We start from the raw sequence: 23,041 nt of genomic DNA, 5'->3' as shown, positions 1-23,041 counted from the left end.
ATGGCGCTTCCGACCACCTACAATACCGGCACGGCCACGATCGCCGCCAATGACACGACGGTCACCGGACAGGGCACGACCTGGTCGACATCGGGCGTGCAGGCCGGCGACATGTTCATGGCGGCGGGCTTGAGCGTGCCCATCGCTTCCGTCAACAGCAACACGTCGATCACGCTTGCGGACGCCTGGCCGGGGGCTGCCCGCAATGCCGCCAGCTACCGCATCCAGTTCACGCCGGATGCGACCCGCGTGCTCGCCTCGACGCGCGCCGTTCTCGATGCGCTGACCAATGGTGTGCTCTACGCCATCGCGGGCCTTGCGACGGCGGCCGATAAGATCGCCTATTTCACCGGAGCGGGCACGGCGGCGCTTGCCGACTTTACAGCTTTCGCGCGTTCGCTGTTGGTTGCGGCCAATGCTGCGGCGGCACGCACGACGCTCGGACTTGGTACGGCCGCCGTTTTGAACACCGGCACAAGTGGCACGGTGATCGGGCGTCTCGATACCGGCAATACGTGGTCAACCACTCAGACCATTGGGTTGGGAACGGCAGCCATCAATCTGAATTTCAATACTGCAGCCGGTACAAACGCGCAGCTCATCTCGCAAAAAGGTGGGGTGCTCCGCTGGGTTTGGTCTTTCGGCAACGCGGCTGCCGAAACCGGTGGTAACGTTGGCTCGGATATTACCTTGTCAAGATTTGATGATGCGGGATCCAGCCTCGGTTCGGTACTCACCATCAATCGATCAAGCGGCACCTTTACCTTTGCAAGCGGTGTTTCGGTTACGGGGAACCCGATAACGATCCAGTCGAGTTCCTCGATTGCGTTCGTTGGCGCTGCGGCAGCCGCTACGCGAGCCAATCTCGGCCTCCTGTCGGCGGCGCTTATGAACACCGGCACCTCCGGCGCTGCTGTTCCGCGTCTGGATACGGCGAACATATGGAGCGGGAGTCAGACGTTCTCCGGCTCCAATGCACTCGTCATCGATACGCCGGACACCTCTGCCAAGCAACTGCGCTACTATACTGGCGGTTTAGCGCGATGGGCCGCTCTGGTGATTGGATCGGAGACGGGCAGCAATGTGGGTGCCGATTACCGACTTCAACGATACGGAGACGACGGCGTCTATATCGACAGTCCCGTCGTCATAACGCGCGCGACCGGCATCGCCAGCTTTACGTTCCCGCCTAGAATCCCCTCCTTCACCGTGTCCACCCTCCCGTCCGCCGCCGCCAACCCGCAGGGCCTCGCCTACGTCTCCAATGGCACGGCGAACAAGCGTCTTGCCATCTCGGACGGCACCAGCTGGCGCTTTCCGGATGGCGCAATCGTCTCCTAACCCTCCGACAAAAGGACTTTCATCATGCCCGATATTCAGGACCAGACCTTTCCCTACGAGCTGCTGGTGCGCTTCGGCCCCGATGGTGCGCCGGCCGGCGCGCATGTGCAGTATCTGCGCCGCATCACGCTCGATGGGGAGATCATCAAGGATGACATTCTGCCGGCGCAGCCGATCGACCTTGCTGGCTTCCCGACCAGCGATATCATGTCGGATGCCTGCCGCGATGCGCTCGCCAAGGTCGCTTCGCAGGATGCGCAAATCGCCACGGTCACCAGTCAGCTCGATGCCACCACGTCAAGCCTGACGAAGGCGCAGGGTGATCTTGCCACGGTCAGCGCCGCCGCCGATCAGCTGCGCACCGAGCTGACCAATACGCAGGCACAGGCTGCAACCAACGAAGCTACGCTGCAGGGTCAAATCCTCTCGCTTGGCGACCAGCTCGCGACGGCGAACGCCACTATCGAGCAGCAGGCCGAAACCATCCGCCAGCTGCAGGCCGCAGCGGCGGCACAGCCGGCCGAGTGAACCGAAAAAGAAGGCCCGATTTGAGGTCGGGCCAAGCGTAAGAAGCGGATGGGAGGGATGGCAATCCCACCCGAGTGCGTAACCGGCGAGGCCACAAAAGGTTCCAGCCGTGCACCTAAATTTCAAAACAGGAAGCATCATCATGGATCGCGCGAAATTCTTCGCGGCGGTACGCCCGTCATTGTTTGCCGGGCGGCTGTCGACAAATCAGGTCAACGGTATCGAGGCCATTCTCGACGCCTGGCAGGCCAAGCCCTTCGATACGCGCTGGCTCGCCTACATGCTGGCGACGGCCTATCACGAGACGGACAATACCATGTGCGCCATCTCGGAAAACCTCAACTATTCGGCGGCCGGCCTGCGCGCCACCTTCCCGAAATACTTCACGGCGGCGCAGGCGACCGCCTATGCCCGCCAGCCGGAGCGCATCGCCAATCACGCCTATGCGAACCGCATGGGCAATGGCAGCGAGGCGAGCGGCGACGGCTGGCGCTATCGCGGTCGCGGCCTGGTGCAGATCACCGGCAACGATAATTACGCCAAGTACGGCATATCAGACGATCCGGACAAGGCGCTCGATCCGCAGAAGGCCGTCGAGATCCTGTTTGATGGCATGATCAACGGCCGGTTCACCGGCAAGAAGCTCGCCGACTTCTTCAGCGCCACCGGCACGGATTGGGTCGGCGCGCGCAAGATCATCAACGGCACGGACCGGGCGGCCGACCTCGCCGGCTACGCAAAGAAGTTCCTCGCGGCGCTTGAAGCGGCGCGGTGATGCCTGCCGCCCATAGGCGGTTCTTTCCTCCCTCCCTGACATCGAAGGATATCCATCATGCGCGCATTGCTCTTTGCAATGGCGGCCGGCATTGCCTTGTCCGGCTGCAACACGACTGACCAGAGCGTCACCGACGCGGTGGTCAAGACCAACACGAAAATCGAGAACGGCCTGAACGATGCCTGCCCGCAGCTGCAGGCGGCCCATACCGCCTTCATCCTGTCCAGCATCTTCATCGCCTACCCGCGAAAGGTCATCGACGCCGTGCAGGCCAGCTATGCCGGCGTGCAGACCTTCTGCGCCGATCCCGCTTCCGTCACCCTGCAATCGTCCGTCTCGAAAGTCCTGCAGGCCGTCGACGACATCAAGGCCGCCAAGTCTGGCGGTTGACCCTCCCTCACAATCCACCTTCATCAACCAGGAGCATTCCCATGTTCAATACGAACCTCGTGCACAACATCCTCAACCTGGTCGGTCTTGTTCTCGGCGCGCTGCTGACGGTCGACTGGACCGGCCTTGGCCTGACGGATTCGACGGCCGCCAAGGTCGCGGCCGGCGTCCTGCTGCTGTCGAACCTGATCAAGATGACCATGAACCTGACGCGCGACGGCGCGAGCGGCATCCTGAAGCCGCAGCCGCCCGTCGCCGCCAATGATGCACAGCCGCCGGCTACGCAGGTGAAGGCCGCCGCCTGACCCTACGCGCCAATGCGCTCCCCGATCGCAAGTCGGGGAGTGCTCTTCTCACTTCACATCAAGCTTTCGAGGGGCGGTATGGCAATCAATGACTTTTTCGATGCGATCGGCATCAAGGCTGGCGTCGTGGTGGCGGGCTTCATGGGCGGCGTTCTGCGCGGCCTGTCGCGCCGTCGCTATACCGCAAGGGAAATCTTCCTGACGCCGATCGTCGGCGCGATTGCCGCCGCCTACATGACCGAGCCGGCGCTTTTCTACCTGCGCGCCATCAACTGGCCACTTCCGGACAGGGACATCACCGCCACGAACGTCGCCGCCTTCGTCGTCGGTATCTGCGGCATGTGGGTTTCCGATCTTATATTCGAGATCATTGCCCGCTGGGTGCGCGGCGGCACGCCGGCGCCGTGACGGTTACGCAACGGCCTATTTGCAGCCCTTGGCCTTCATGGTGTTCTGGATCGAAATGACCTTGCCTTTTTCGACCGAAATTTCTCCCTCCTTGTCACCGCCCGTTAGGCTTGACATCGGAACACCCACCAGAAACACGCCAAAGGCGTCTCCGTTGGCCGCGTTGTTCTGTTGCTTGGACAGGGCAGTGAGCTTGCCTTGTTCTGCTGACAATTCGCGCGCGAGACCAGAGCAATCCTGATTGGAGTAGGCAGCCATCGGTATTTCAGTCGGCACAATGGCATCGGGGCGCTTTGCGCAAGCCGCGAGTGGCATCAATGCCAAAACTGCAAAAATCTTAATCTTCATGAAATCACCCCCTCTTCACGCGCTCATTGCTAACAGCAACTCAAACGCACTTGGAGGGGAGTAAAAACTCAACCACAAGATTATTATCGTCGTCGGTATCTGCGGCATGTGGGTTTCCGATCTTATATTCGAGATCATTGCCCGCTGGGTGCGCGGCGGCACGGCGGGATGAGCCGCGGCTATTCGGGCGGGTGGATCCATTCGCGGGTTATCGGATCGTAGACCGGATGCGGTCTGGCATAGTACCCTGGCATGAGCTTTGCGGCCTTCTGGCCGCAAACGCATTTCAGGCGCGCTTCGATGTCCTTCAGGTCCGCATGCGATGCGCCCTTTTCTTCAAGATAGCGGCGGCTGATTTCGCGCATGTCTCCACACGCGGTACAGCGCACCATTAGAACGGCATCGTGGGGGATGATGTTTAGGCTTCCAAAATCGGCATTGGTCGGCACGAATTTTGTCGACACGGTCAGTCTCTCGGTATCTTGCGGGCGGCAAACTCGTTGCGCTCGCGGTTGTTGCATTTCGTGCAGCGAAGATAACGACGCCATTGGACAAGCGGCGTTCGCGTGCCTCGCCGGCTGAGCTTGCGGCGGCTGAGCGGCGCGTTGTGCCGACAATGACTGCAGAGGCCGCGCAGCTCCCACCATTCCGGCAGCTCGGCAAGGCAGATATCCGTCAGCAGGGCGATATCGCCGGATGACACGATGATCATTCCCTTGGTGAAGGTGAGCGGGAACGGATTGGCCTTTGCCTTGACCGGCGGCGGCAGCAGGTCGCCGAGCGACTGGCGGCGCGGCGTCGGCTCGACGCTATCGATATAGGCCGTCCAGTTTCCGCGCATGGCCGGTCACCGCCTTCGCATTATTCATCCTCTTCATCGCCGTAGGTTTCGGTCCAAGGGACCACAAATTCCTCGCACCACCGATCGATGGCTTCGTCTGGCGTTGTTCCGTCGAACCATTGCACCCGCGAAGGGATACCCACGCCATTATAGAGAATGGCCGCTGTGCCGGCCGCCTCGCACCAGGCCACTTCCAGCCAGTTGTTTGACGGCCCGGTGTTCACCACACCGTTGAAGGTCTCTTCCCCCATATAGAAATATTCGAACTTGTTGGCGGACTGCAGCCGGAAGATTTCCTGCCGCAAAAGCGGATGCGCTTCCTCATCCGTTTGCGGGCGCAGGACCGTAAAATAGCCGTCGCGCAGATCGACGGTCGGCCACATCTCGATTTCCTTGAAATATCTCTCTCGCAGATACACGTTCTCATCCTCCAGATGCTGCGCGCATGGCGGTTTTCAGGTGTCAAATTCGGGTTGAATCGAGGCGGCCAACATAAGCAGCCGAAGCCGGCAGCGGGATCGCCTTCGCCTCGTTTGTTCTTATTATGTTCTCATGAAAAAAAGAGTCAAGAGGCTACATAGTCGACCTGTATTGCTTGCTTATCGCGGAAACGATAATACGCAATTATTATCCAAGCTAGGTGGGGATTGAATTGGATCAACGGGCAAAGCGAGACGCTGGGGATTTTCTTCCAAAGTATTTAGATATTTTGACTAAATTTTCTACCTTAGCTGCAACTGTAACTTTTCTATTTGGATCAAGTTTTCTATTTGGAAGATGCCTAGGTATTGGGTATAGATCTTTCCAGTATATGACAATATCAGACGTTATTTCGTCATCATTCGCTTGCACTCCCATTGTGATTTCTTACTTCTCTCTGATTGTGCTTTTAATCATTGTGACGCATCCCGTTGATGGAACTCCTACCGCCAACAATAAAGGTCTATCAGATAGTAGTTTTTCTAAACCAATAGGGTGGCTTACGTCTTGGCCTTTATTGTTTCTATATCTTCTCATAGGCGTAGCAAACATTTTATTCTTTCCGCCGGAGTTCGGAACCGGTTTTGCAGCGCTATTCTTCCTTCTATTCATTTTGTCACTATGCATAAGGGCAGTAATGAAAAGTGAAGAGTTGGGGCTTCCTTCGGCAGTCGCGTACTTTAGTCTTGGATGTGGTACATGCGCGATCCTCTTAGGGGCGGGCTATTTCATTAACTCTGCGATAATCAATAATCCTAAATTCGAGAATATCGGCGAGGAAATGTCGATATGCACGGACATATGCAAGCATGGCCAAGTCGTGACGCGATTTTCCGAGGTAACAGTAGTGAGATGGAGTGGCACTATGGCGGTCTCCTATCTTGCGAATACAAGTATCAAGCAAATTGACGAACTACATGCTCGCGACGATCAGGCACTTATCGACGTGCCTAAGGTGATACGCAATGCCATAGCCTGGCTTGCGGCGGGTTCATGAGATACGCCCTGATTTCGCGGGTATGAGGTTTTACAGGCCTATTGATAGTAAAAGGCTCTTCTGGATGCGGAAGGTCGTGTTTTACAGCTAAGTACTTACGCTATCGGTAGTAAGCCAAGCTTCCCAAGCTGATGCCACTTCGGTAATTCGCAGGAACTGCATGGAGCGTCATCCTCGACAATTGTGCTTCAGTTTCTAGCCTTGGATGCATTATAGATTTCCATCCATCTGCAACCGCGTGAGGAAACAATGGCCGCCCTAGTCAATCCCGCCGATGCGCTACCATCATTTCAGCAAGCCCTTGAAGATGGTGAGATCCACGTTCAGAAGAGCCTTATCGATCCCGAATTCTATGTTGTAGTCGATAATCCTAATGGCGAGATTCGCCTAACATATGCGATGATTGAGGGTGGCATCGCGACTGCAATCGTCATAGCGTTCGCGGTTGAACCGATGGACGGGAAACCGTGTTTCCAACTCGGTTGGGCCGTCCCGGAACACTATCGGAAACATGGTCGGGCAACGAAGGCAGTAAGACTCGCTCTGCTTGATCTTGAGGCAGGCCTTTCAAAGAGAAAGATCATACCAACTTTCTATGTTGAGGCGGTGGTAGGTATCGAGAACGTCGCATCGCAAAAAGTGGCGGCCGCAACCCTCACGGATGCACCCACAGAGGGTAGCGACAAATTTTCCGGGCATGCCGTTCTACACTATACGAAGAAAGTCGGTTAGCCCGCGATAAGTGGAACGCGTCGTCACAAACTTTCCGCAAGGGTGGCTAAAACAGAGATTTCAAAATTTCTTCAAGCTATTGAGAAAAAAAGGAAATTTCTGTGGAAAATAAGCCGCTCTAAAACCCTTAGCAGGGGAGCGCCTTCGACCACTCGGCCACCTCTCCGGTGCGGCCCTGATAGGGCCAAACATTTATCGACGCAAGCGCTTTTTCACCTTCAAACACGTTCTTTCCGAGATTCGGCAACAGGCAGTTGCCGACCGGAGCGCGCTCCGGCCGGCTTGCAAACGCATATCAAGCCAATAGCTGCTTCAAATCGGCGGCCGGATCGGCAAGAATCTCCCTGGACGGATTGGCGCCGGTTTCCAGGAGCTTTTTGCCGGTCACATAGGCCTTCGCGTCATTTACCGCGTCGACGGCGATGAAGCGGCCCTGCTTGAAATACCAGACCGATGCCGCGCCTTCGCGCGCGCCGGGGCGCAGGAGGGTCTCGTCGTAACCCAGGTTGAAGCCGGCGATCTGCAGCTTCACGTCATATTGATCCGACCAGAACCACGGCTTCGGGTCATAGGCCTTTTCGCCGCCGGCAATGATCGCGGCTGCGGCTTCGGCCTGATCGACAGCATTCTGGACCGATTCGAGGCGGATGCGGCCATCTTCCCATGGCAGCTCGACGCAATCGCCCATGGCGAAGATGGCGGGATCCGAGGTGCGGGCAAACGAATCGACGACGATGCCGTTGCCGACCTCCAGTCCGGCTTCCTTGGCGAGCCTGTCATTGGGCGCGACGCCGATGCCGACGATGACGAAATCGACATCGATCGTCGATCCGTCGGAAAGTTCGGCGGCAACGACATGACCATTGTGGCCGATCAGCTGCTTCAATCCGGTCTTCTCGCGAATGACGACATCGTGCTTTTGATGGATGGTCCTGAAAATGTCGGCCGTTTCCTTGGCCGCGACACGCTGCAGGATCCGGTCGCTCATTTCTATAAGAGTAACCTCGAGGCCGCGATGGCGTGCGACGGCGGCAGCCTCGAGCCCGATATAGCCGCCACCGATAATGAGAGCCCGGCGACCCGGGCGCATCTCACCCGCGAGGAGATCGGCATCGCGCTTGTTGCGGGCGAGATAGACGCCTTCGAGCGCACCGCCGACGGAGGGCGGCAAACGGCGCGGCGTCGAGCCCGTCGCAAGCGCCAGCGTCTCGTAATCCAGCCGCGAGCCGTCCTGCATGACGATCTGCCTGGCGGCACGATCGATCTGCTCGACCCAGGTGGAGACGCGGATCTCGACATTATTGTCGGCATACCAATGCTCGGGCCGGAACAGCAGGCGATCGAAGGCCATCTCGCCGAGCAGGTATTTCTTGGTCAATGGCGGCCGCTGGTAGGGAAGGTTTTCCTCGGCGCCGACAATGGTGATCGGCCGCGAATCACCCAGCCCACGCAATTTGGCAGCGAGCGCGAAACCCGCCTGCCCGGCCCCGACAATGACCAATCTGCCCGTCACGATCCGTACTCCATTGTTATTATGGCAACCTGGCCCGCTCGAATGCGGGAGGCCGCCTATGGGCTTCAGGGGTAACGCTTGCGCCTGCAAGCGTCAATCACGACTGACCCTGCACCCCGGATCGGGAGAAAGTTGGGCCGAAAGCCTCAGTTCGGGATTTCGACCCAGCGCCGCTCATGGAAGGACTGTGCCATGGCATGCACCGATTTCTCGATGCGCAGCCCATCTTCGAAAGCCACGACCGACGCAGCCTCGCCGGAAATGGCGCGGATAAGCTCGCGGCATTCGATGATCTTCAGATCGTTGAAGCCGAGGCCATGTCCGGGCGCGGGAATGAATCGGTCATAGGGCTTGTGCGCGGGCGCGGCGAGAACCTTGCGGAAGCCCTGCTCGCTGTCCCTGCCCTCGGCCAGATAGAGCTCGAATTCGTTCATGCGCTCCTGATCGTAGGAGATCGACCCCTTGGAGCCGAAAATCTGCAAGGCTATCCGCCCCTTGCGGCCCCAGGCCGAGCGGTTGGCCATGAGCACGGCGGAAATGCCGCCGCCGAGCCGCATCAGCACATTGGCAAGATCGTGGTTCTCGACGGTGCGGCGACCGCCATCCTTCAGCGGCCGCTCGGCATAGGGCTTCACCATATCGGTGATGACGGCCTCGACATGGCCGAAAAGGAACCAGAGCAGCGAAAGCGGATGGACGGCAAAGTCATCGAGAGCGCCATAGCCGGAAGCAAGCTCGCTCTTCCAATAGAAAAGACCGTTCGGATCGGCCATGAAATCTTCGTCCATCTCGACGCGGACGTGATTGACCGTGCCGATCGCGCCTTCCGCGATCAGCGCCTTGATATGCCGCATCACCGGATTCTGGATGTAATTGTAGCCGAGGGCGGCGACCTTGCCCGAAGCCTTGGCCGCAGCGAGCATGCGCTCGGCGTCGCCATAGGATGGCGCCATCGGCTTTTCGCACCAGACATGCTTGCCGGCTTCAAGGGCGGCAATCGCCATTTCCGGGTGGAACTGATTGGGCGTCGTGACGGAGACGACGTCGACCTCAGGATCCGCGATGAGTTCCCGCCAGTCGGCCGTCGCCTTTTCGAAGCCGAACTCGTCGCCCCGCGCCTTTGCAAGATCGGCATTGGCTTCGGCCAGATGCACCAGGCGCGGCCGCGCGACATCGCCGAATACGGTCTTGACCGCATTCCATGCCAGCGCATGGCATTTGCCCATATAACCGGTGCCGATCAATCCAACGCCCAACGGCTTCATTTGCCCATTCTCCTCAAAATCTCCCGTAGTCTGGCGATTTTTGGAATATTTAGACCGTTTTGACAAGCGCACTTGTGAGCGCCGCATCTCGCCCAGGGTTCACAATCCACATTTATATGTTTAAAATCATAAAGTTAAAATTATTCGTGCCGAACAAATCAAAATCCGGTATCGTTGCAATTATGGAATATTTGTTTCATTATGGGCGATGGGGAAGCTGAGGGACAGCGCATGGACAACACGATCGAGACGCAGACCAGAGTACCCCGCGACTTCGAAAGCCTGCGCAGCACCATCATAGAGCGCAAGAACGCCATGCCGAAACGACTGGCGCAGGTTGCCGCCTTCGCGCTCGGCAATCCGGATGAAGTCGCCTTCGGGACAACGGCCAGCATCGCAGCCGCGGCCGAGGTTCAACCGTCCACTCTGGTCCGCCTTGCCCATCACCTTGGCTATGAAGGATTTTCCGACCTGCAAAGCATCTTTCGCGAAAGGCTTCGCGATCGAACTCTGAGCTACGAAGAGCGGCTCGTGACGCTTGAGCAGTCCGGGATAAAGGACGAAGAGGCCGGTATCCTCTCCGGCTTTCTTTCCGCCGCAAGCCAATCCATCAACAAGCTCGCCGCAACCATCGAGACCGATACGTTTGCCAAGTCCATCGATGTCCTTGCCGCCGCCGAGACGATCTACCTTATCGCCAAGCGTCGCTCCTACCCGCTGACCGCGCATATGAGCTACGCCTTTTCCAAGCTGAACATACGCCATCAGATCGTCGCCTCGCCCAACGGCATCGACGGCGAGATCGCCCGCTTTGCCACCGAAAGGGACGCTGCGATCGCCGCAAGCTTTTCGCCCTATGCCGCCGACAGTCTGGCGCAGGCACAGGACCTCGCCTCCCGCAACGTGCCCGTCATCGCCATCACCGATTCGGCCTTTTCTCCGCTCACCGCCTGCGCGACCCACTGGTTTGAGGTGGCCGAGACCGACTTCGCCGGTTTCCGGTCGCTGTCGGCATCGATGGCGCTCATCATGGCCTTCCCCGTTGCCATCGCCGAGCGTCGGCGAAAAGGAACAACAAAAGCAGACAAAACGAAAATGGAATAAATATTCCGAATTGACAAAATCTCGGAACCGATGTTTCACTACAACCGGGATCGCGACTGTGGGAAATGGCCGCCCGATCCGCCGCAACCGGGACGAAACGAATACCGGCACTTTCAATAACGCATGATCTCGGCGCAAGCTGAAGAGCAAAAGAGGTCATGCATGGACGGGAGGACATCATGGCACACGACAATCCGGGCGCTCGGCCGGAGGCGAAACTCGATGTGATTACCATCGGCCGGTCTTCCGTCGATCTTTACGGTCAGCAGATCGGCTCGCGACTGGAAGACATCGCCTCGTTTGCCAAGTCGGTCGGCGGCTGCCCGGCCAACATTGCCATCGGCACGGCGCGGCTCGGCCTGAAATCCGGCCTCATCACCCGTGTCGGCGACGAGCAGATGGGCCGCTTCATCCGCGAACAATCGGCGCGTGAAGGCGTCGCCGTCGACGGGATCGTCACGGACAAGGCCAGGCTGACGGCGCTGGTGCTGCTCGCCGTCGAAGCCGAAGGCGTCTCGCCGATGATCTTCTATCGTTCCGACTGCGCCGACATGGCGCTCGAGGAAAGCGATATCGACGAGGACTTCATCAAATCCTCCAGCTCCGTTCTCGTTTCCGGCACGCATTTTTCCAAGCCCAACACCGAGGCAGCCCAGCGCAAGGCGATCCGCATCGCCAAGGCGAACGGCCGCAGGGTGATCTTCGATATCGACTATCGGCCGAACCTCTGGGGCCTTGCCGGCCATGCCGAGGGTTTCGAGCGCTATGTGAAGTCTGATCGCGTTTCCGCCAAGATGAAGGAGACGCTGCCGGACTGCGATCTGATCATCGGGACGGAAGAGGAGATCATGATCGCCTCGGGTGCGGACGACGTGCTCGGCGCCCTGAAGGAAATCCGCCGCCTTTCATCCGCGGTCATCGTATTGAAGCGCGGCGCCATGGGCTGCATCGTCTACGAAGGCGCAATCTCCGACGATCTCGAAGCCGGCATTGTCGGCCAGGGGTTCCCGATCGAGGTGTTCAATGTTCTCGGCGCGGGCGACGCGTTCATGTCCGGCTTCCTGCGCGGCTATCTGCGCGGCGAACCGCTGAAGACCTGCGCCACCTGGGCGAATGCCTGCGGTGCCTTTGCCGTCTCCCGCCTGCTCTGCTCGCCGGAATATCCGACCTGGACCGAACTCGACTTCTTCCTGAAGACGGGCAGCCGGCACAAGGCGCTGCGCAAGGACGAGGCGATCAACCATATCCATTGGGCAACGACCCGCCGCAACGACGAGATCCCGTTGCTGATGGCGCTTGCCATCGATCACCGCTCGCAGCTCGTCAGCGTCGCCGACGAGCTGGGCATCGGCCACGACAGGATCGTTGCCTTCAAGCGACTGGCCGTCGAGGCGGCGGCAAGGGTGGCGGACGGTCGGCCTGGCTACGGCATGCTGATCGACGAACGCTTCGGCCGCGATGCCTTCTTCGACGCCGCAACCAAGAATTTCTCCTGGATCGGACGGCCCGTCGAGCTGCCGGGATCGAAGCCGATGAGATTCGAATTCAGCCAGGACATCGGTTCGCAGCTTGTCGAATGGCCGCTCAACCACTGCATCAAATGCCTCTGCTTCTACCATCCGGACGATCCGAAGGAGCTGAAGACGGAGCAGCAGGAGAAGCTGCGGACGCTGTTCGAAGCGGCCCGCAAGGTCGGCCGCGAGCTTCTGATCGAGATCATCGCCGGCAAGAACGGACCGCTGACCGACGACACCATCCCGACGGCGATGGAAGAGCTGTACGCGCTCGGCATCAAGCCGGACTGGTGGAAGCTGGAGCCGCAGGAATCGACCGTCGCTTGGAAAAAAATCGATGCCGTGATCGCCAAAAATGATCCATGGTGCCGGGGTATCGTGCTGCTGGGACTGGAGGCGCCGGCGGAGGAATTGATCCGCAGCTTCGAGGCGACACTGGCGGCACCATCGGTCAAGGGTTTCGCCGTCGGGCGCACCATCTTCTCCGATACGGCCCGCGCATGGCTGTCGGGCGGCATGAACGACGAGGAAGCGATTGCCGACATGGCCGGCCGTTTCCGCCAATTGACGGCGGCGTGGCTTAAAACCCGCGGCCTGTGACATTCTAGCATTTGGGAGGCGCCCGATGGGCAAGACGATTCGATTGACGATGGCACAGGCCGTCGCGCATTTCCTCAAGAAGCAGATGACCATTATCGACGGGCAGAAGCAGCCGATCTTCGGCGGTGTCTGGGCGATCTTCGGTCACGGCAACGTCGCCGGCATCGGCGAGGCGCTCTATCAGGTGCGCGAGGAACTGCCGACCTTCCGCGCTCACAACGAGCAGGGCATGGCCCATGCCGCCGTGGCCTTTGCCAAGGCGAGCTTCCGCCAGCGCTTCATGGCCTGCACGACCTCCATCGGCCCCGGTGCGCTGAATATGGTGACGGCGGCCGGCGTCGCGCATGTCAACCGCATCCCGGTCCTGCTCCTGCCAGGCGACGTCTTCGCCAATCGCGCGCCCGATCCGGTGCTGCAGCAGATCGAGGATTTCGGTGACGGCACCGTCTCGGCCAACGATGCCTTCCGTTCCGTTTCCCGCTATTTCGACCGCATCACCCGCCCCGAGCAGATCATGACGGCGCTGAAGCGCGCCATGCAGGTGCTGACCGATCCGCTCGATTGCGGCCCGGTGACGCTTTCTCTCTGCCAGGACGTGCAGGCTGAGGCGTTCGATTATCCGGAAAGCTTCTTCGAAGAGCATGTCTGGGCGCAGCGTCGCCCGCAGCCGGATGCCGACGAGCTTGCCAACGCCATCGCGCTGATCCGTCGCTCGGAAAAGCCGGTTATCCTCGCCGGCGGCGGCGTGCTCTACTCGCAGGCGACGAAGGAGCTGGCCGCTTTTGCCGAGGCGCACGACATTCCCGTCGTCGTCACGCAGGCCGGCAAGTCGGCCATCGACGAGGCGCATCCGCTGGCGCTCGGCTCTGTCGGCGTGACAGGCACGTCGGCCGCCAATGCCATTGCCGAGGACACCGATCTGGTGATCGCCGTGGGCACACGCTGCCAGGACTTTACCACCGGCTCCTGGGCGCTATTCAAGAACGAGAAGCTGGCCATGATCGGCCTCAACATCGCGGCCTACGACGCCCTCAAGCACAACAGTCACCCGTTGGTGACGGATGCGCGGGTGGGCCTGAAGGCGCTTTCCGCCGGCCTGACGGGCTGGCGCGCGCCGGCCTCGCTCGCCGAGAAGGCCACGCGCGAAAAGAAGATTTGGCTGGAGGCAGCCGCCAAGGCGATGGCGACGACGAATGCCGCCCTGCCCTCCGACGCCCAGGTCATCGGCGCCGTCACGCGCACGCTCGGCGGCGAGAACAGCATTTTGGTTTGCGCGGCCGGCGGCCTGCCCGGCGAGCTGCACAAGCTCTGGCCGGCGACCGTGCCCGGCAGCTACCACATGGAATACGGCTTCTCCTGCATGGGCTACGAGATCGCCGGCGGGCTTGGCGTGAAGATGGCACGGCCGGAGAAGGATGTCGTCGTCATGGTCGGCGACGGCTCCTACATGATGCTGAATTCCGAACTGGCGACGTCTGTCATGCTCGGCTTGAAGCTGACCGTCGTGCTGCTCGACAACCGCGGCTATGGCTGCATCAACCGCCTGCAGATGGCAACCGGCGGCGCGAACTTCAACAATCTGCTGAAGGATTCGCGTTACGAGGTGATGCCGGAGATCGACTTCCGGGCACATGCGGAAAGCATGGGCGCGATTGCCGTGAAGGTTTCCTCCATCACGGAGCTGGAACAGGCCATCGAAGCTTCGAAGCAGAACGACCGCAGCTCGGTCATCGTCATCGACACCGACCCGCTGATCACCACGGACGCAGGCGGCCATTGGTGGGATGTCGCCGTTCCCGAGGTCAGCCCGCGCGCCGAGGTCAACAAGGCCCGCGCCGCGTATGAAAAGGCGCGCGCTTCCCAGCGCATCGGCTGATCGATTTTCGTCATTTGCTGGGGGAGCGTCTCGGCTCCTCCAATACTATTTTCAAGGAGACCATTGATGAAGGCTAAACTCGGCATGTCGCCCATCGCCTGGTGGAACGACGATCTTCCGGAGCTCAGCGACGACGTATCCCTCGAGGAATGCCTGCGGCAATCGCGCGGCGCGGGCTTTACCGGCATGGAACAGGGCCGGCGCTTCCCGAGCAATCCCGAAGAGATGCTGCCGATCCTGCGCGCCGCCGACGTGACGCTCTGCGGCGGCTGGTTTTCGGGCACGCTCGTCAATGAAGAGCTTGCCGCGAACAAGGACCGCATCGCGCCGATGATCGAGCTGTTCAAGGCCGTTAACGCGCCCTGCATCGTCTATGGCGAAGTCGGCCGTTCCATTCAGGGCGACCGCTCCAAGCCGCTGGCGACCAAGCCGCGCCTTTCGGATGACGAGATGAAGGCCTATGCCCGCCGCGTCACCGAGTTCGGCGAATGGTGCGCCTCGCAGGGCATGCCGCTCTCCTACCATCATCACATGGCAGCCGTCGTCGAAACCGAGCCGGAACTCGACGCCTTCATGCGCAATTCCGGCGCCGGCATTCCGCTGCTGCTCGATGCCGGTCACCTGGCCTTTGCAGGCGGCGACGTGCTGCGCGCCATCGACAACCACCACGCCCGCATCAACCACGTCCACGTCAAGGATATCCGCAAGCCTGTCGTCGATGGGCTGGATCGCAGCCGGCAGTCCTTCCTCGATGCCGTCGCGCTCGGCGCGTTCACGGTGCCGGGCGACGGCTCGCTCGATTTCGGCGCCATCGTCAAGCGCTTCGCCGACTACGGCTATGAAGGCTGGTTCGTGGTCGAGGCCGAGCAGGACCCGCGCAAGGCGCCACCGCAGAAGATGGCCGAGATCGGCCATGCCGAATTGATGCGCGTCATGACGGCAGCGGGCTACACGGTTGAAACCGAAGGCTTTCCCAAGGGATAGCGGAAGACGAGTGCCCGTCGCCGCATCGAAGGATGGCGAAGGGCGTTTTCCAAGCAAGGAGGAAGAACATCCATGCCAAATCTCAAGGTCAAACCAGACGGCACCCATGGCCGCGTCACCCATGTCACGCCCGAAAGCGCCGGCTGGACCTATGTCGGCTTCGACCTTTATCGCCTGAAGCCGGGCGAAACGGCCTCGGCTGAAACCGGCGACCGCGAAGTCTGCCTCGTATGGGTCAGCGGCAAGGGAAGCGCCAAGGCGGGCACGAAGGATTTCGGCTTGCTCGGCGGACGCATGAGCCCATTCGAGGGCGCTCCGCACGCGCTCTATATTCCGGCCGGTTCAAGCTGGTCGGTGACGGCAGAAACCGATCTGGAACTCGCCGTCTGCTCGGCACCCGGCGGCGACTCCCATGAGGCGCGCGCCATTCCGCCGGGTACGCATCCGGCACTGACGCGCGGCAAGGGCACGAATGTCCGCTACGTCAACAACATCATGCCGGAAGACGATGGCGCGGCGCATTCGCTGCTGGTCGTGGAGGTCATCACGCCGGGCGGGCACACCTCGTCCTACCCTCCCCACAAGCACGATCAGGACAACCTCCCGAACGAGAGCCTCCTGGAGGAAACCTACTACCATCGCCTCAACCCGCCGCAGGGCTTCGGCTTCCAGCGCGTCTATACGGACGACCGGTCGCTGGACGAGGTCATGGTGCTGGAGGATGGCGATGTGACGCTGGTGCCGAAGGGATATCATCCCTGCGCCGCCTGCCACGGCTACGATCTCTATTATCTCAACGTCATGGCCGGTCCGAAGCGCATCTGGAAATTCCACAATGCCGTGGAGCATGAGTGGCTGCTCAAATCCTGAGGTCGTGTCGCGGTTATTGACCATCCGCCCTCGTGGTTCGAGACGGCCCTTTGGGCCTCCTCACCATGAGGGCTAGTTTCCTACGCAAGGCAGCACACTGAGCCAGCTTCACAGGACAGATGCGCTCTATCCTCACCCTGAGGAGCGAAGCCTCGAAGGGCGAGGATAGTCCCCAAAGCTCCCCAACAACAAAAAGGCCGCGCCCGAAAGCGCGGCCTTTTCCATTTCATACGGGCAGCAGGCCGTAGCGCCAGTTCCGATCCCTGGCATTGCGCGACAGCACCAGCCAGGTGAGCAGGATCATTCCCGCTTCGGCGAAGATCGGCGTCATCCAGATTCCCCGTTCGCCGAAGACGAGCGGCAAAAGGAATGTCAGCGGCAGAGTGAAGAGATAGGGCCGCGACAGGCCGAAGATCGCGCCGCGCTTCGCATCGCCGATCGACTGGAAATAGGACGACAGGATGAGCGCCTGGCCGAAAAGGAAATAGGCGCCGATTGTCCAGGGCAGGATACGGCCGACTTCCTCGACGATCACCGGATCGGCCACGAAGATCGACCCCAAGTGCCCCGCCAGCAGCTCGACGACAAGTTCGACGGCGGCGCAGTAGACCAAGGCAGAGACCAGGGCGATCAGCACGCTATGGCCGACGCGGGCCGGAAGGGCAGCACCATGGTTGTGGCCCGATATGGTCTGCAGCGCGATGCTCAGGCCCAAAAGCGGCAGGTAGGCGAAGGTCATCACGCGCGTCACGATCCCATAGGCGCCGACGGTCGCGACATAGTCCCCCTGGTGCCAGATCGACAGATTGAAAAGGATCGCCGCCGAGCTTAGCGAAATGCCGATGAAGCCGAGGCTCATCGGTGCCCCGAAGGCGAAGATGCCGCGCCACTCGCGCAGATGCAGCCCCCGGCCGATCGAAAGCGCGCCGAGGCGACGCAGACGGTACACGATGACGATCGACAGGCAGATGAATTGCGCCAGGATGGAGCCGCCGGCGGAGCCGACGACGCCCCAGTGCGCCACCGCCATCAACAGCCAGTTTGCCAGAATGTTGAGCAGCGTCGAGGCAAGCGTCACCAGCGTCATGAAGCCGAGCTTTCCCTCGCAGCGCAGCCCATCGAGATGCAGCGAGAGAAAGAAGCTGATGGGCGCGAAGGCGACCATGACGCCCATGAAAGCCTCGGCGCTTCGGGCGACATCGGCGTTTCCCGCCGCCGCGACGGCAATGAGCTGCCGCCCTGCGAGCCAGTAGACGAGATTGACGGCGATCACGACGGCGATCGCCAGCGCGTGGGCGCCGGTAAACACCGCTCGCGCGCCAGCGTGATCGCCGGCCCCGAGACGGCGGGCGAGAATGCTCGCCATGCCGTTCGAAACCAGCGTCTGCAGTGCAATCAGCAGCATGAGCGCGGGGAAGATGAGGCTGACCGCGGACAGCGCATTGGCCCCGACATAGACGCCGAGGAAATAGGCATCGACGACGGCAAAGAGGCCGCTGACCGTCGTGATGACGATGATCGGTGCGGCTGTCTTGGCAAAGACGCCGGGCAGCCAGCCGGTGAGGAACATGTTGCTTTCAGTATGACGTGTCATGGTGGTATCCAGACGGAATCGCTCGCTATCAGCGAAGATAGCGGCGTATCGATAAAGGGTGAACGTTAGATGTCGAGAACCAGGTGGGGCACGCCGTTCGATGTCTTGCGCGGCGAAATGCCATCGGCATCGACCTGGGCGTTGATGCGCTGGCGAAATGCCGAGAAGCTCTCGAATTCCACCACATCGACCGGTTCATCGAAATGGATGGTAATCCGATAAAGCCCGCCGGATTTCGCCGACATCGCCAGAACCTTACCCGTGAACGGCTTGTTCAGGTAGCGCCCGCGCACGGCGGAGCCGACATCGAAGGGCGCATCCGGCCCGTCGTTCGGTTTTGCCGCAAGCGCCGAGAGCGTGTTCCAGTCACGCAGCCCATGTTGCTTGGCGATGAGTTCCAGCGCCGTCGAGTGGCTCATGTCGTCGCCGCGCTCGGCCATGGCCTGACGCAGACGTCGGGCCTGGGCCTTCAATTCATCTATGGACGGATAAGTCGTCGTCATAGGATCAGCCTTTGCTAAGGCACGCAATTAAGACCGTGAAACGGAGCTCGCATTACCGTCAGTCAGCATGCCCTATGTGGCCGTGACCAGAAACAGCGAGGACTTCACCTTGGATTTTCATCCGCGAGCAGCAGGCGCCTCGAACCGTCCGTTCGTATGATCGAAGCAGGCTTTGCTGTCAAGATGCGCTCAAATCGGGACAAAAGACGAACCCGTTAAAATTCTACCAATGGAATTGACGCTTCCGCAAAATCTCCGTGCAAGGTTCATGGTGTAACCGAAATGAATTCGGTCTGTTTTTCAACAGGGAATGACAATGCTTCGCGCAACCCATCTGGCGAAAGTCAAATCCGAAGTTTACGAACGAAGCTGGGAACGTTTCTACGTCCAGAGGCCAGCGCGTCTCGTGGCCGTCCGTCCCTGTCTCACCGGCATTTCGATGCGCAGCGCCGAGATTACCGATATCTCGCGTGGCGGCGCCAGCTTCATCGTCGGCACCACCGTCGGCCTGCCGACCCACTACTATCTGAACATCCTCGGCCTTGCCTACCGCATCGCCTGCGCCGAAGTCAGCCGCAACGGCAACCGCGTCCACGTCCGCTTCATCAACCTGATCGAACCGGAAACCTTGCGCCGCGTCGTACGTGCCGACTTCATGATCGGAAATGCCGAAGCGCTGGCCGCACGCGGCAAGAGACAATAGGCCAATTCAGATATCGTAAACGGCCATTTCTGCGATGGCTTTCGACATCGCAGAAATGGCCTAACGTATCGCGGCAGAGTTCTTTAGCGCTACACCGTCAGCCATCGGTCGAGATGGTGACGGATTTCCACGCCTCGATCTCCTGCTGCAGGCGCGCGATCCTCTCCGATACGAGTTTAAACGCATCGCTGCCAAGCAGGAGCTGCGGCGGCGGATCGTTGTCTTCAACCAGGTTCAGAACGGCTGCCGCGAGCTTGTCGGGATCGCCGAGCTGCTTGCCGCTTCTCGCCTGTCGCGCCTCGCGAATGGGATCGAACAGCGCGTCGTAATCGGCGATGGACCTCTCGGTCCGCACCATCGAGCGCCCCGCCCAGTCCGTGCGGAAGGAGCCGGGGCAAAGCGTCGCGACATGTACGCCGAACGGCGCCATCTCCGCGCGCATCACTTCCGATATGCCTTGAAGCGCGAACTTGCTGCCGCAGTAATAGCCGATGCCGGGCATGGTGATCATGCCGCCCATCGACGTGACGTTCAGGATGAAGCCGTGGCGCCTCTGGCGGAACCGCGGCAGGAAAGCCTTGGCGACCGCAACCGCGCCGAAGACGTTCACGTCGAACTGGCGCCGCATCTCTTCGAGCGGCGACTCCTCGAGGACGCCCTCGTGACCGTAGCCGGCGTTGTTGACGAGGACGTCCACCGGTCCGTGGTCTCTCTCGGCCTGTTCGACGACGTCGGGTATCCGCTCGAATTCGGTCACGTCGCACAAGGCAGGACTGACAGCCGGCAGGCGCTCGGCCAGGCTTGCCCGCGATGCCTCCGAGCGGACGGTGCCAACCACCTTATGCCCCTTAGCACTCGCGGCCGCCGCAATAGCAAGACCGAAGCCTGAATTGGCACCTGTAATGAAGAAGGTCTTCCGTGACATCGTTGATACTCTCTTGTTGATTGCTCGATGTTTTTGACTGATAGTCTGAGTATCGGCGCATAACGATTGCAGAACCTATGAATAGCTTGCCAAATCCTATGAGCATCGAGACCGGGCGGACGAAGCGCGGCGAACTTGTGGAACTGGCGGGGCATCTCGCCCCCCGTCAGGGTTACAATCCGACCGGGCTTTCCGACGTCCACATCCTCCGGACCGAAACGGTCCTCCACGACGTTCCTGTCCTCTACAAGCCGGGTGCGGTCTTCGTGTTGCAGGGCCGCAAGCAGGGCATGCTTGAGGGCGAAGCCTATCTCTACGACGAGGAGCATTATCTGGCGGTGTCGGTGCCCGTTCCATTCCGGATGGAATCCGTTGCCAGCCCGGAACGGCCATTGCTTGCCGTCTATATCGAGTTCGACATGACGCTGGGCGCGGAGGTCGCCTCGGAAGTGGAAATGCGGCGCTCCGGGCCGGCACCCGACAAGGCGAAAAGCCTCGTCTCGAGCAGAATGGAACCGGCTATCGAGGATGTCGTGCTGCGGCTATTGCGGACACTCGGCGACCCCATGGAGACGGCGGTTCTGGGCGCAGGCATCTTGCGCGAGCTGCACTACCGCGTGCTCGTCGGCCCGCAGGGCGCCGCTTTGATTTCAGCGCTTCGGCAAAGAGGTCCATCGGGGAGGATCGTGCAGAGCCTCGGTCGGCTGCGGGAAGCCTACAATTCGGAGGTTTCGGTGACAGACCTCGCTCGCGACGCGGGGATGAGCGTCCCTTCCTATCACGCGCATTTCAAGGCGCTGACGGGCAGCAGCCCCATGCAATACATCAAGGCGATGCGACTTCACGAGGCAAGGCTGATGATGGCCCGCCAGGACCGGACAATTGCGGATGTGGCGCTATCGGTCGGTTATGTCAGCGCTGCCCAATTCAGCCGCGACTTCAAGCGACATTTCCACCGCACGGCTTCGGAAGAAGTGAAATGGGTGCGGCGACATCTCGGCGAACTCGCCCTGCGATCCTGACGGGATTGGCTGCTGCTGGCACAATCCGCAAGCCGCGCCTTTCCGCTCTTGCAACGGTCCGCCAAGGGCCTATTGTGCTGCGCCTTGCAACTGAATTCGGGAAACAAAGCCAGCATGTCCGCCTTCTCGCGCTTCACGCCGCTGATCAGCGCCCTTCCCTCCACCGTACCCTTCGTCGGCCCCGAAGCGCTGGAGCGCCAGCGCGGGCTGAGCGTCAAAGCCCGCATCGGCGCCAATGAAAACGGTTTCGGGCCGGCGCCTTCCGTTCTCGCCGCCATGCGCGAGCAGGCGGGCGACATCTGGATGTACAACGATCCGGAAAATTTCGAGCTGAAGCAGGCGCTTGCGGCACATCTCGGCGTTCAGGCGGCCAATATCGCCGTCGGCGAAGGCATCGACAGCCTGCTCGGCCTGATCGCACGCATGGTCATCGAACCGGGCACGCCGGTCGTCACCTCGCTCGGCGGCTATCCCACCTTCAATTTCCATGTCGCAGGCTTCGGCGGCCGGCTTGTCACCGTGCCCTATGTCAATGATCGCGAAGACCTCGATGGGTTGCTGGAAGCGGTCAAGCGCGAGAATGCGCCGCTCGTCTATTTCGCCAATCCCGACAATCCGATGGGAAGCTGGTGGGAAGCGGACAAGATCGTCGCCTTTGCCCGCGCCCTGCCGGAAAACTGCCTGCTGATCCTCGACGAAGCCTATAGCGAGACCGGGCCCGCAAGCTCGCTGCCTGATATCTCCGCCTTGATCGACCTGCCGAACGTCCTGCGCACCCGCACCTTCTCCAAGGCTTACGGGCTGGCTGGCGCCCGCGTCGGCTACGCCATCGGCATGCCCGAGACCGTGCTGACCTTCGACAAGATCCGCAATCATTTCGGCATGAACAGGCTGGCGACCGTGGCGGCTCTCGCCGCACTGAAGGACCAGGCCTATCTTTCCGACGTGGTCGGCAGGATCCGGAGCGCGCGCGAGGATATCGGCGCGATTGCCCGCGACAACGGGCTGCTGCCTCTCGCCTCCGCCACCAATTTCGTCGCCATCGATTGCGGCCGGGACGGCCTCTATGCGCGCGCGATCGTCGACGGGCTGATCCAGCATGGCGTCTTCATACGCATGCCGGGCGTGGCGCCGCTCAACCGCTGCATCCGCGTCAGCGTCGGCCCCGGACAGGACCTGGATCTTCTGGCCGAAGCCTTGCCAAAGGTGCTGAAGGCGATCGGCTGACGCCTGCGGCGATCCGGCAGCTCGCCCTATCGCCGCACGTCGATCTTCCCATGCGATTGCGGAGGGAAAGCCGCTGTGCACCTTTCCTGAAACTGCCTTGAAACGACGAAACCGCGCCGGCCTTGTTCCGGCCGGTCGCGGTTTTCATCATTTCGGCGCTCGCCTCTCCCTCGACCGCCGACATCCCCTCCTTCGA

The 23,041-nt window shown here is 60.6% G+C and carries 25 protein-coding genes; 16 read left to right on the top strand and 9 right to left on the bottom strand.

Annotated features, from left to right (window positions below; genetic code table 11):
• The 6 genes from ACQZ6J_RS11450 (at window position 1) to ACQZ6J_RS11425 (ending at window position 3,747) form a co-directional block, all read left to right on the top strand.
• Entirely contained in the window at window positions 1-1,341 is a 1,341-nt protein-coding gene (locus ACQZ6J_RS11450) for a hypothetical protein (protein ID WP_449084090.1), read from the top strand.
• A gap of 24 nt (window positions 1,342-1,365) precedes the next feature.
• Window positions 1,366-1,869 (top strand): hypothetical protein, encoded by a 504-nt coding sequence (locus ACQZ6J_RS11445; protein WP_449084088.1) that lies wholly within the window; start codon window positions 1,366-1,368, stop codon window positions 1,867-1,869.
• Window positions 1,870-2,011: 142 nt separating this feature from the next.
• On the top strand, window positions 2,012-2,644 hold the full coding sequence (locus ACQZ6J_RS11440) for a hypothetical protein (RefSeq protein WP_449084086.1): 633 nt from the start codon (window positions 2,012-2,014) through the stop codon (window positions 2,642-2,644).
• Between the two features lie 57 nt (window positions 2,645-2,701).
• Window positions 2,702-3,034 (top strand): hypothetical protein, encoded by a 333-nt coding sequence (locus tag ACQZ6J_RS11435; protein ID WP_449084084.1) that lies wholly within the window; start codon window positions 2,702-2,704, stop codon window positions 3,032-3,034.
• Between the two features lie 41 nt (window positions 3,035-3,075).
• Window positions 3,076-3,339, top strand: a complete 264-nt coding sequence (locus ACQZ6J_RS11430; protein WP_449084082.1) for a hypothetical protein — start codon at window positions 3,076-3,078, stop codon at window positions 3,337-3,339.
• Window positions 3,340-3,417: 78 nt separating this feature from the next.
• Window positions 3,418-3,747: a hypothetical protein gene (locus ACQZ6J_RS11425; protein ID WP_449084080.1), complete on the top strand. Its 330-nt coding sequence runs from the start codon at window positions 3,418-3,420 to the stop codon at window positions 3,745-3,747.
• Between the two features lie 15 nt (window positions 3,748-3,762).
• On the opposite strand, the gene ACQZ6J_RS11420 is transcribed toward ACQZ6J_RS11425, so the two are convergent.
• The 4 genes from ACQZ6J_RS11420 to ACQZ6J_RS11405 all read right to left on the bottom strand — a co-directional run bounded on the left by ACQZ6J_RS11420 (window position 3,763) and on the right by ACQZ6J_RS11405 (window position 5,319).
• Window positions 3,763-4,095: a hypothetical protein gene (locus tag ACQZ6J_RS11420; protein ID WP_449084078.1), complete on the bottom strand. Its 333-nt coding sequence runs from the start codon at window positions 4,093-4,095 to the stop codon at window positions 3,763-3,765.
• Window positions 4,096-4,274: 179 nt separating this feature from the next.
• A complete protein-coding gene (locus ACQZ6J_RS11415; protein ID WP_449084076.1) occupies window positions 4,275-4,559 on the bottom strand; it encodes a hypothetical protein in 285 nt (94 codons plus the stop codon).
• 2 nt (window positions 4,560-4,561) lie between these two features.
• Window positions 4,562-4,936 (bottom strand): hypothetical protein, encoded by a 375-nt coding sequence (locus ACQZ6J_RS11410; RefSeq protein ID WP_449084074.1) that lies wholly within the window; start codon window positions 4,934-4,936, stop codon window positions 4,562-4,564.
• A 20-nt stretch (window positions 4,937-4,956) separates the two neighbouring features.
• Window positions 4,957-5,319 (bottom strand): hypothetical protein, encoded by a 363-nt coding sequence (locus tag ACQZ6J_RS11405; RefSeq protein WP_449084072.1) that lies wholly within the window; start codon window positions 5,317-5,319, stop codon window positions 4,957-4,959.
• A gap of 269 nt (window positions 5,320-5,588) precedes the next feature.
• Between ACQZ6J_RS11405 and ACQZ6J_RS11400 the strand changes: the two genes are divergently transcribed.
• Together ACQZ6J_RS11400 and ACQZ6J_RS11395 are read left to right on the top strand one after the other, a co-directional pair.
• On the top strand, window positions 5,589-6,413 hold the full coding sequence (locus ACQZ6J_RS11400; protein WP_449084070.1) for a hypothetical protein: 825 nt from the start codon (window positions 5,589-5,591) through the stop codon (window positions 6,411-6,413).
• A gap of 249 nt (window positions 6,414-6,662) precedes the next feature.
• Window positions 6,663-7,145, top strand: a complete 483-nt coding sequence (locus ACQZ6J_RS11395; RefSeq protein WP_449084068.1) for a hypothetical protein — start codon at window positions 6,663-6,665, stop codon at window positions 7,143-7,145.
• A gap of 295 nt (window positions 7,146-7,440) precedes the next feature.
• On the opposite strand, the gene ACQZ6J_RS11390 is transcribed toward ACQZ6J_RS11395, so the two are convergent.
• Both ACQZ6J_RS11390 and ACQZ6J_RS11385 read right to left on the bottom strand, forming a co-directional pair.
• Complete coding sequence (locus ACQZ6J_RS11390; RefSeq protein ID WP_163994425.1) at window positions 7,441-8,658, bottom strand: FAD-dependent oxidoreductase; 1,218 nt, start codon at window positions 8,656-8,658, stop codon at window positions 7,441-7,443.
• Window positions 8,659-8,804: 146 nt separating this feature from the next.
• Window positions 8,805-9,923 carry a Gfo/Idh/MocA family protein gene (locus ACQZ6J_RS11385; protein ID WP_449084066.1) on the bottom strand — a complete coding sequence of 373 codons (1,119 nt, stop codon included), beginning with the start codon at window positions 9,921-9,923 and terminating at the stop codon, window positions 8,805-8,807.
• Window positions 9,924-10,154: 231 nt separating this feature from the next.
• Between ACQZ6J_RS11385 and ACQZ6J_RS11380 the strand changes: the two genes are divergently transcribed.
• The 5 genes from ACQZ6J_RS11380 (at window position 10,155) to iolB (ending at window position 16,871) form a co-directional block, all read left to right on the top strand.
• The gene (locus ACQZ6J_RS11380) at window positions 10,155-11,027 is read left to right on the top strand and encodes a MurR/RpiR family transcriptional regulator (RefSeq protein WP_163994421.1); all 873 of its coding nucleotides are present in this window, start codon (window positions 10,155-10,157) and stop codon (window positions 11,025-11,027) included.
• A gap of 179 nt (window positions 11,028-11,206) precedes the next feature.
• A complete protein-coding gene (locus ACQZ6J_RS11375; RefSeq protein ID WP_449084063.1) occupies window positions 11,207-13,141 on the top strand; it encodes a bifunctional 5-dehydro-2-deoxygluconokinase/5-dehydro-2-deoxyphosphogluconate aldolase in 1,935 nt (644 codons plus the stop codon).
• 25 nt (window positions 13,142-13,166) lie between these two features.
• Window positions 13,167-15,017, top strand: coding sequence for a 3D-(3,5/4)-trihydroxycyclohexane-1,2-dione acylhydrolase (decyclizing) (gene iolD, locus ACQZ6J_RS11370; protein WP_449084061.1), 1,851 nt, complete (start codon window positions 13,167-13,169; stop codon window positions 15,015-15,017).
• A gap of 66 nt (window positions 15,018-15,083) precedes the next feature.
• Window positions 15,084-16,001 (top strand): myo-inosose-2 dehydratase, encoded by a 918-nt coding sequence (gene iolE, locus ACQZ6J_RS11365; protein WP_163994414.1) that lies wholly within the window; start codon window positions 15,084-15,086, stop codon window positions 15,999-16,001.
• 72 nt (window positions 16,002-16,073) lie between these two features.
• Complete coding sequence (iolB, locus tag ACQZ6J_RS11360) at window positions 16,074-16,871, top strand: 5-deoxy-glucuronate isomerase (RefSeq protein WP_449084059.1); 798 nt, start codon at window positions 16,074-16,076, stop codon at window positions 16,869-16,871.
• Window positions 16,872-17,097: 226 nt separating this feature from the next.
• Here iolB and ACQZ6J_RS11355 read toward each other — a convergent pair whose 3' ends face one another.
• Both ACQZ6J_RS11355 and ACQZ6J_RS11350 read right to left on the bottom strand, forming a co-directional pair.
• Window positions 17,098-18,465 carry an MATE family efflux transporter gene (locus ACQZ6J_RS11355; protein WP_449084057.1) on the bottom strand — a complete coding sequence of 456 codons (1,368 nt, stop codon included), beginning with the start codon at window positions 18,463-18,465 and terminating at the stop codon, window positions 17,098-17,100.
• A 65-nt stretch (window positions 18,466-18,530) separates the two neighbouring features.
• Window positions 18,531-18,968 (bottom strand): glyoxalase superfamily protein, encoded by a 438-nt coding sequence (locus tag ACQZ6J_RS11350; protein WP_163994408.1) that lies wholly within the window; start codon window positions 18,966-18,968, stop codon window positions 18,531-18,533.
• A 310-nt stretch (window positions 18,969-19,278) separates the two neighbouring features.
• On the opposite strand from ACQZ6J_RS11350, the gene ACQZ6J_RS11345 reads away from it, so the two are divergent.
• Window positions 19,279-19,671, top strand: a complete 393-nt coding sequence (locus ACQZ6J_RS11345) for a PilZ domain-containing protein (RefSeq protein ID WP_204326899.1) — start codon at window positions 19,279-19,281, stop codon at window positions 19,669-19,671.
• A gap of 97 nt (window positions 19,672-19,768) precedes the next feature.
• Here the strand turns inward: ACQZ6J_RS11345 and ACQZ6J_RS11340 are convergent, their stop codons facing one another.
• Window positions 19,769-20,596 carry an oxidoreductase gene (locus ACQZ6J_RS11340; protein WP_449084054.1) on the bottom strand — a complete coding sequence of 276 codons (828 nt, stop codon included), beginning with the start codon at window positions 20,594-20,596 and terminating at the stop codon, window positions 19,769-19,771.
• Between the two features lie 77 nt (window positions 20,597-20,673).
• Between ACQZ6J_RS11340 and ACQZ6J_RS11335 the strand changes: the two genes are divergently transcribed.
• Window positions 20,674-21,618, top strand: coding sequence for an AraC family transcriptional regulator (locus ACQZ6J_RS11335; protein WP_449084052.1), 945 nt, complete (start codon window positions 20,674-20,676; stop codon window positions 21,616-21,618).
• Between the two features lie 114 nt (window positions 21,619-21,732).
• On the top strand, window positions 21,733-22,845 hold the full coding sequence (locus ACQZ6J_RS11330) for a pyridoxal phosphate-dependent aminotransferase (RefSeq protein WP_449084050.1): 1,113 nt from the start codon (window positions 21,733-21,735) through the stop codon (window positions 22,843-22,845).
• The last annotated feature ends 196 nt before the right edge of the window (window positions 22,846-23,041 follow it).

The organism is Rhizobium sp. A37_96, assembly GCF_053521765.1.
Note: the sequence above shows the minus strand (reverse complement) of the source record. Positions and strands in the feature narration are given on the sequence as shown.

Excerpts from the sequence above, each read along its gene's own strand:
- ACQZ6J_RS11380 (WP_163994421.1), top strand. The coding sequence starts at position 10,155 with ATGGACAACACGATCGAGACGCAGACCAGAGTACCCCGCGACTTCGAA.
- ACQZ6J_RS11330 (WP_449084050.1), top strand. The coding sequence starts at position 21,733 with ATGTCCGCCTTCTCGCGCTTCACGCCGCTGATCAGCGCCCTTCCCTCC.
- ACQZ6J_RS11350 (WP_163994408.1), bottom strand. The coding sequence starts at position 18,968 with ATGACGACGACTTATCCGTCCATAGATGAATTGAAGGCCCAGGCCCGA.
- ACQZ6J_RS11345 (WP_204326899.1), top strand. The coding sequence starts at position 19,279 with ATGACAATGCTTCGCGCAACCCATCTGGCGAAAGTCAAATCCGAAGTT.
- iolE (WP_163994414.1), top strand. The coding sequence starts at position 15,084 with ATGAAGGCTAAACTCGGCATGTCGCCCATCGCCTGGTGGAACGACGAT.
- iolD (WP_449084061.1), top strand. The coding sequence starts at position 13,167 with ATGGGCAAGACGATTCGATTGACGATGGCACAGGCCGTCGCGCATTTC.
- ACQZ6J_RS11445 (WP_449084088.1), top strand. The coding sequence starts at position 1,366 with ATGCCCGATATTCAGGACCAGACCTTTCCCTACGAGCTGCTGGTGCGC.
- ACQZ6J_RS11335 (WP_449084052.1), top strand. The coding sequence starts at position 20,674 with ATGAATAGCTTGCCAAATCCTATGAGCATCGAGACCGGGCGGACGAAG.
- ACQZ6J_RS11450 (WP_449084090.1), top strand. The coding sequence starts at position 1 with ATGGCGCTTCCGACCACCTACAATACCGGCACGGCCACGATCGCCGCC.
- ACQZ6J_RS11395 (WP_449084068.1), top strand. The coding sequence starts at position 6,663 with ATGGCCGCCCTAGTCAATCCCGCCGATGCGCTACCATCATTTCAGCAA.
- ACQZ6J_RS11405 (WP_449084072.1), bottom strand. The coding sequence starts at position 5,319 with ATGTGGCCGACCGTCGATCTGCGCGACGGCTATTTTACGGTCCTGCGC.
- ACQZ6J_RS11425 (WP_449084080.1), top strand. The coding sequence starts at position 3,418 with ATGGCAATCAATGACTTTTTCGATGCGATCGGCATCAAGGCTGGCGTC.
- ACQZ6J_RS11340 (WP_449084054.1), bottom strand. The coding sequence starts at position 20,596 with ATGTCACGGAAGACCTTCTTCATTACAGGTGCCAATTCAGGCTTCGGT.
- ACQZ6J_RS11385 (WP_449084066.1), bottom strand. The coding sequence starts at position 9,923 with ATGAAGCCGTTGGGCGTTGGATTGATCGGCACCGGTTATATGGGCAAA.
- ACQZ6J_RS11355 (WP_449084057.1), bottom strand. The coding sequence starts at position 18,465 with ATGACACGTCATACTGAAAGCAACATGTTCCTCACCGGCTGGCTGCCC.
- ACQZ6J_RS11435 (WP_449084084.1), top strand. The coding sequence starts at position 2,702 with ATGCGCGCATTGCTCTTTGCAATGGCGGCCGGCATTGCCTTGTCCGGC.
- iolB (WP_449084059.1), top strand. The coding sequence starts at position 16,074 with ATGCCAAATCTCAAGGTCAAACCAGACGGCACCCATGGCCGCGTCACC.
- ACQZ6J_RS11440 (WP_449084086.1), top strand. The coding sequence starts at position 2,012 with ATGGATCGCGCGAAATTCTTCGCGGCGGTACGCCCGTCATTGTTTGCC.
- ACQZ6J_RS11420 (WP_449084078.1), bottom strand. The coding sequence starts at position 4,095 with ATGAAGATTAAGATTTTTGCAGTTTTGGCATTGATGCCACTCGCGGCT.
- ACQZ6J_RS11375 (WP_449084063.1), top strand. The coding sequence starts at position 11,207 with ATGGCACACGACAATCCGGGCGCTCGGCCGGAGGCGAAACTCGATGTG.
- ACQZ6J_RS11430 (WP_449084082.1), top strand. The coding sequence starts at position 3,076 with ATGTTCAATACGAACCTCGTGCACAACATCCTCAACCTGGTCGGTCTT.
- ACQZ6J_RS11410 (WP_449084074.1), bottom strand. The coding sequence starts at position 4,936 with ATGCGCGGAAACTGGACGGCCTATATCGATAGCGTCGAGCCGACGCCG.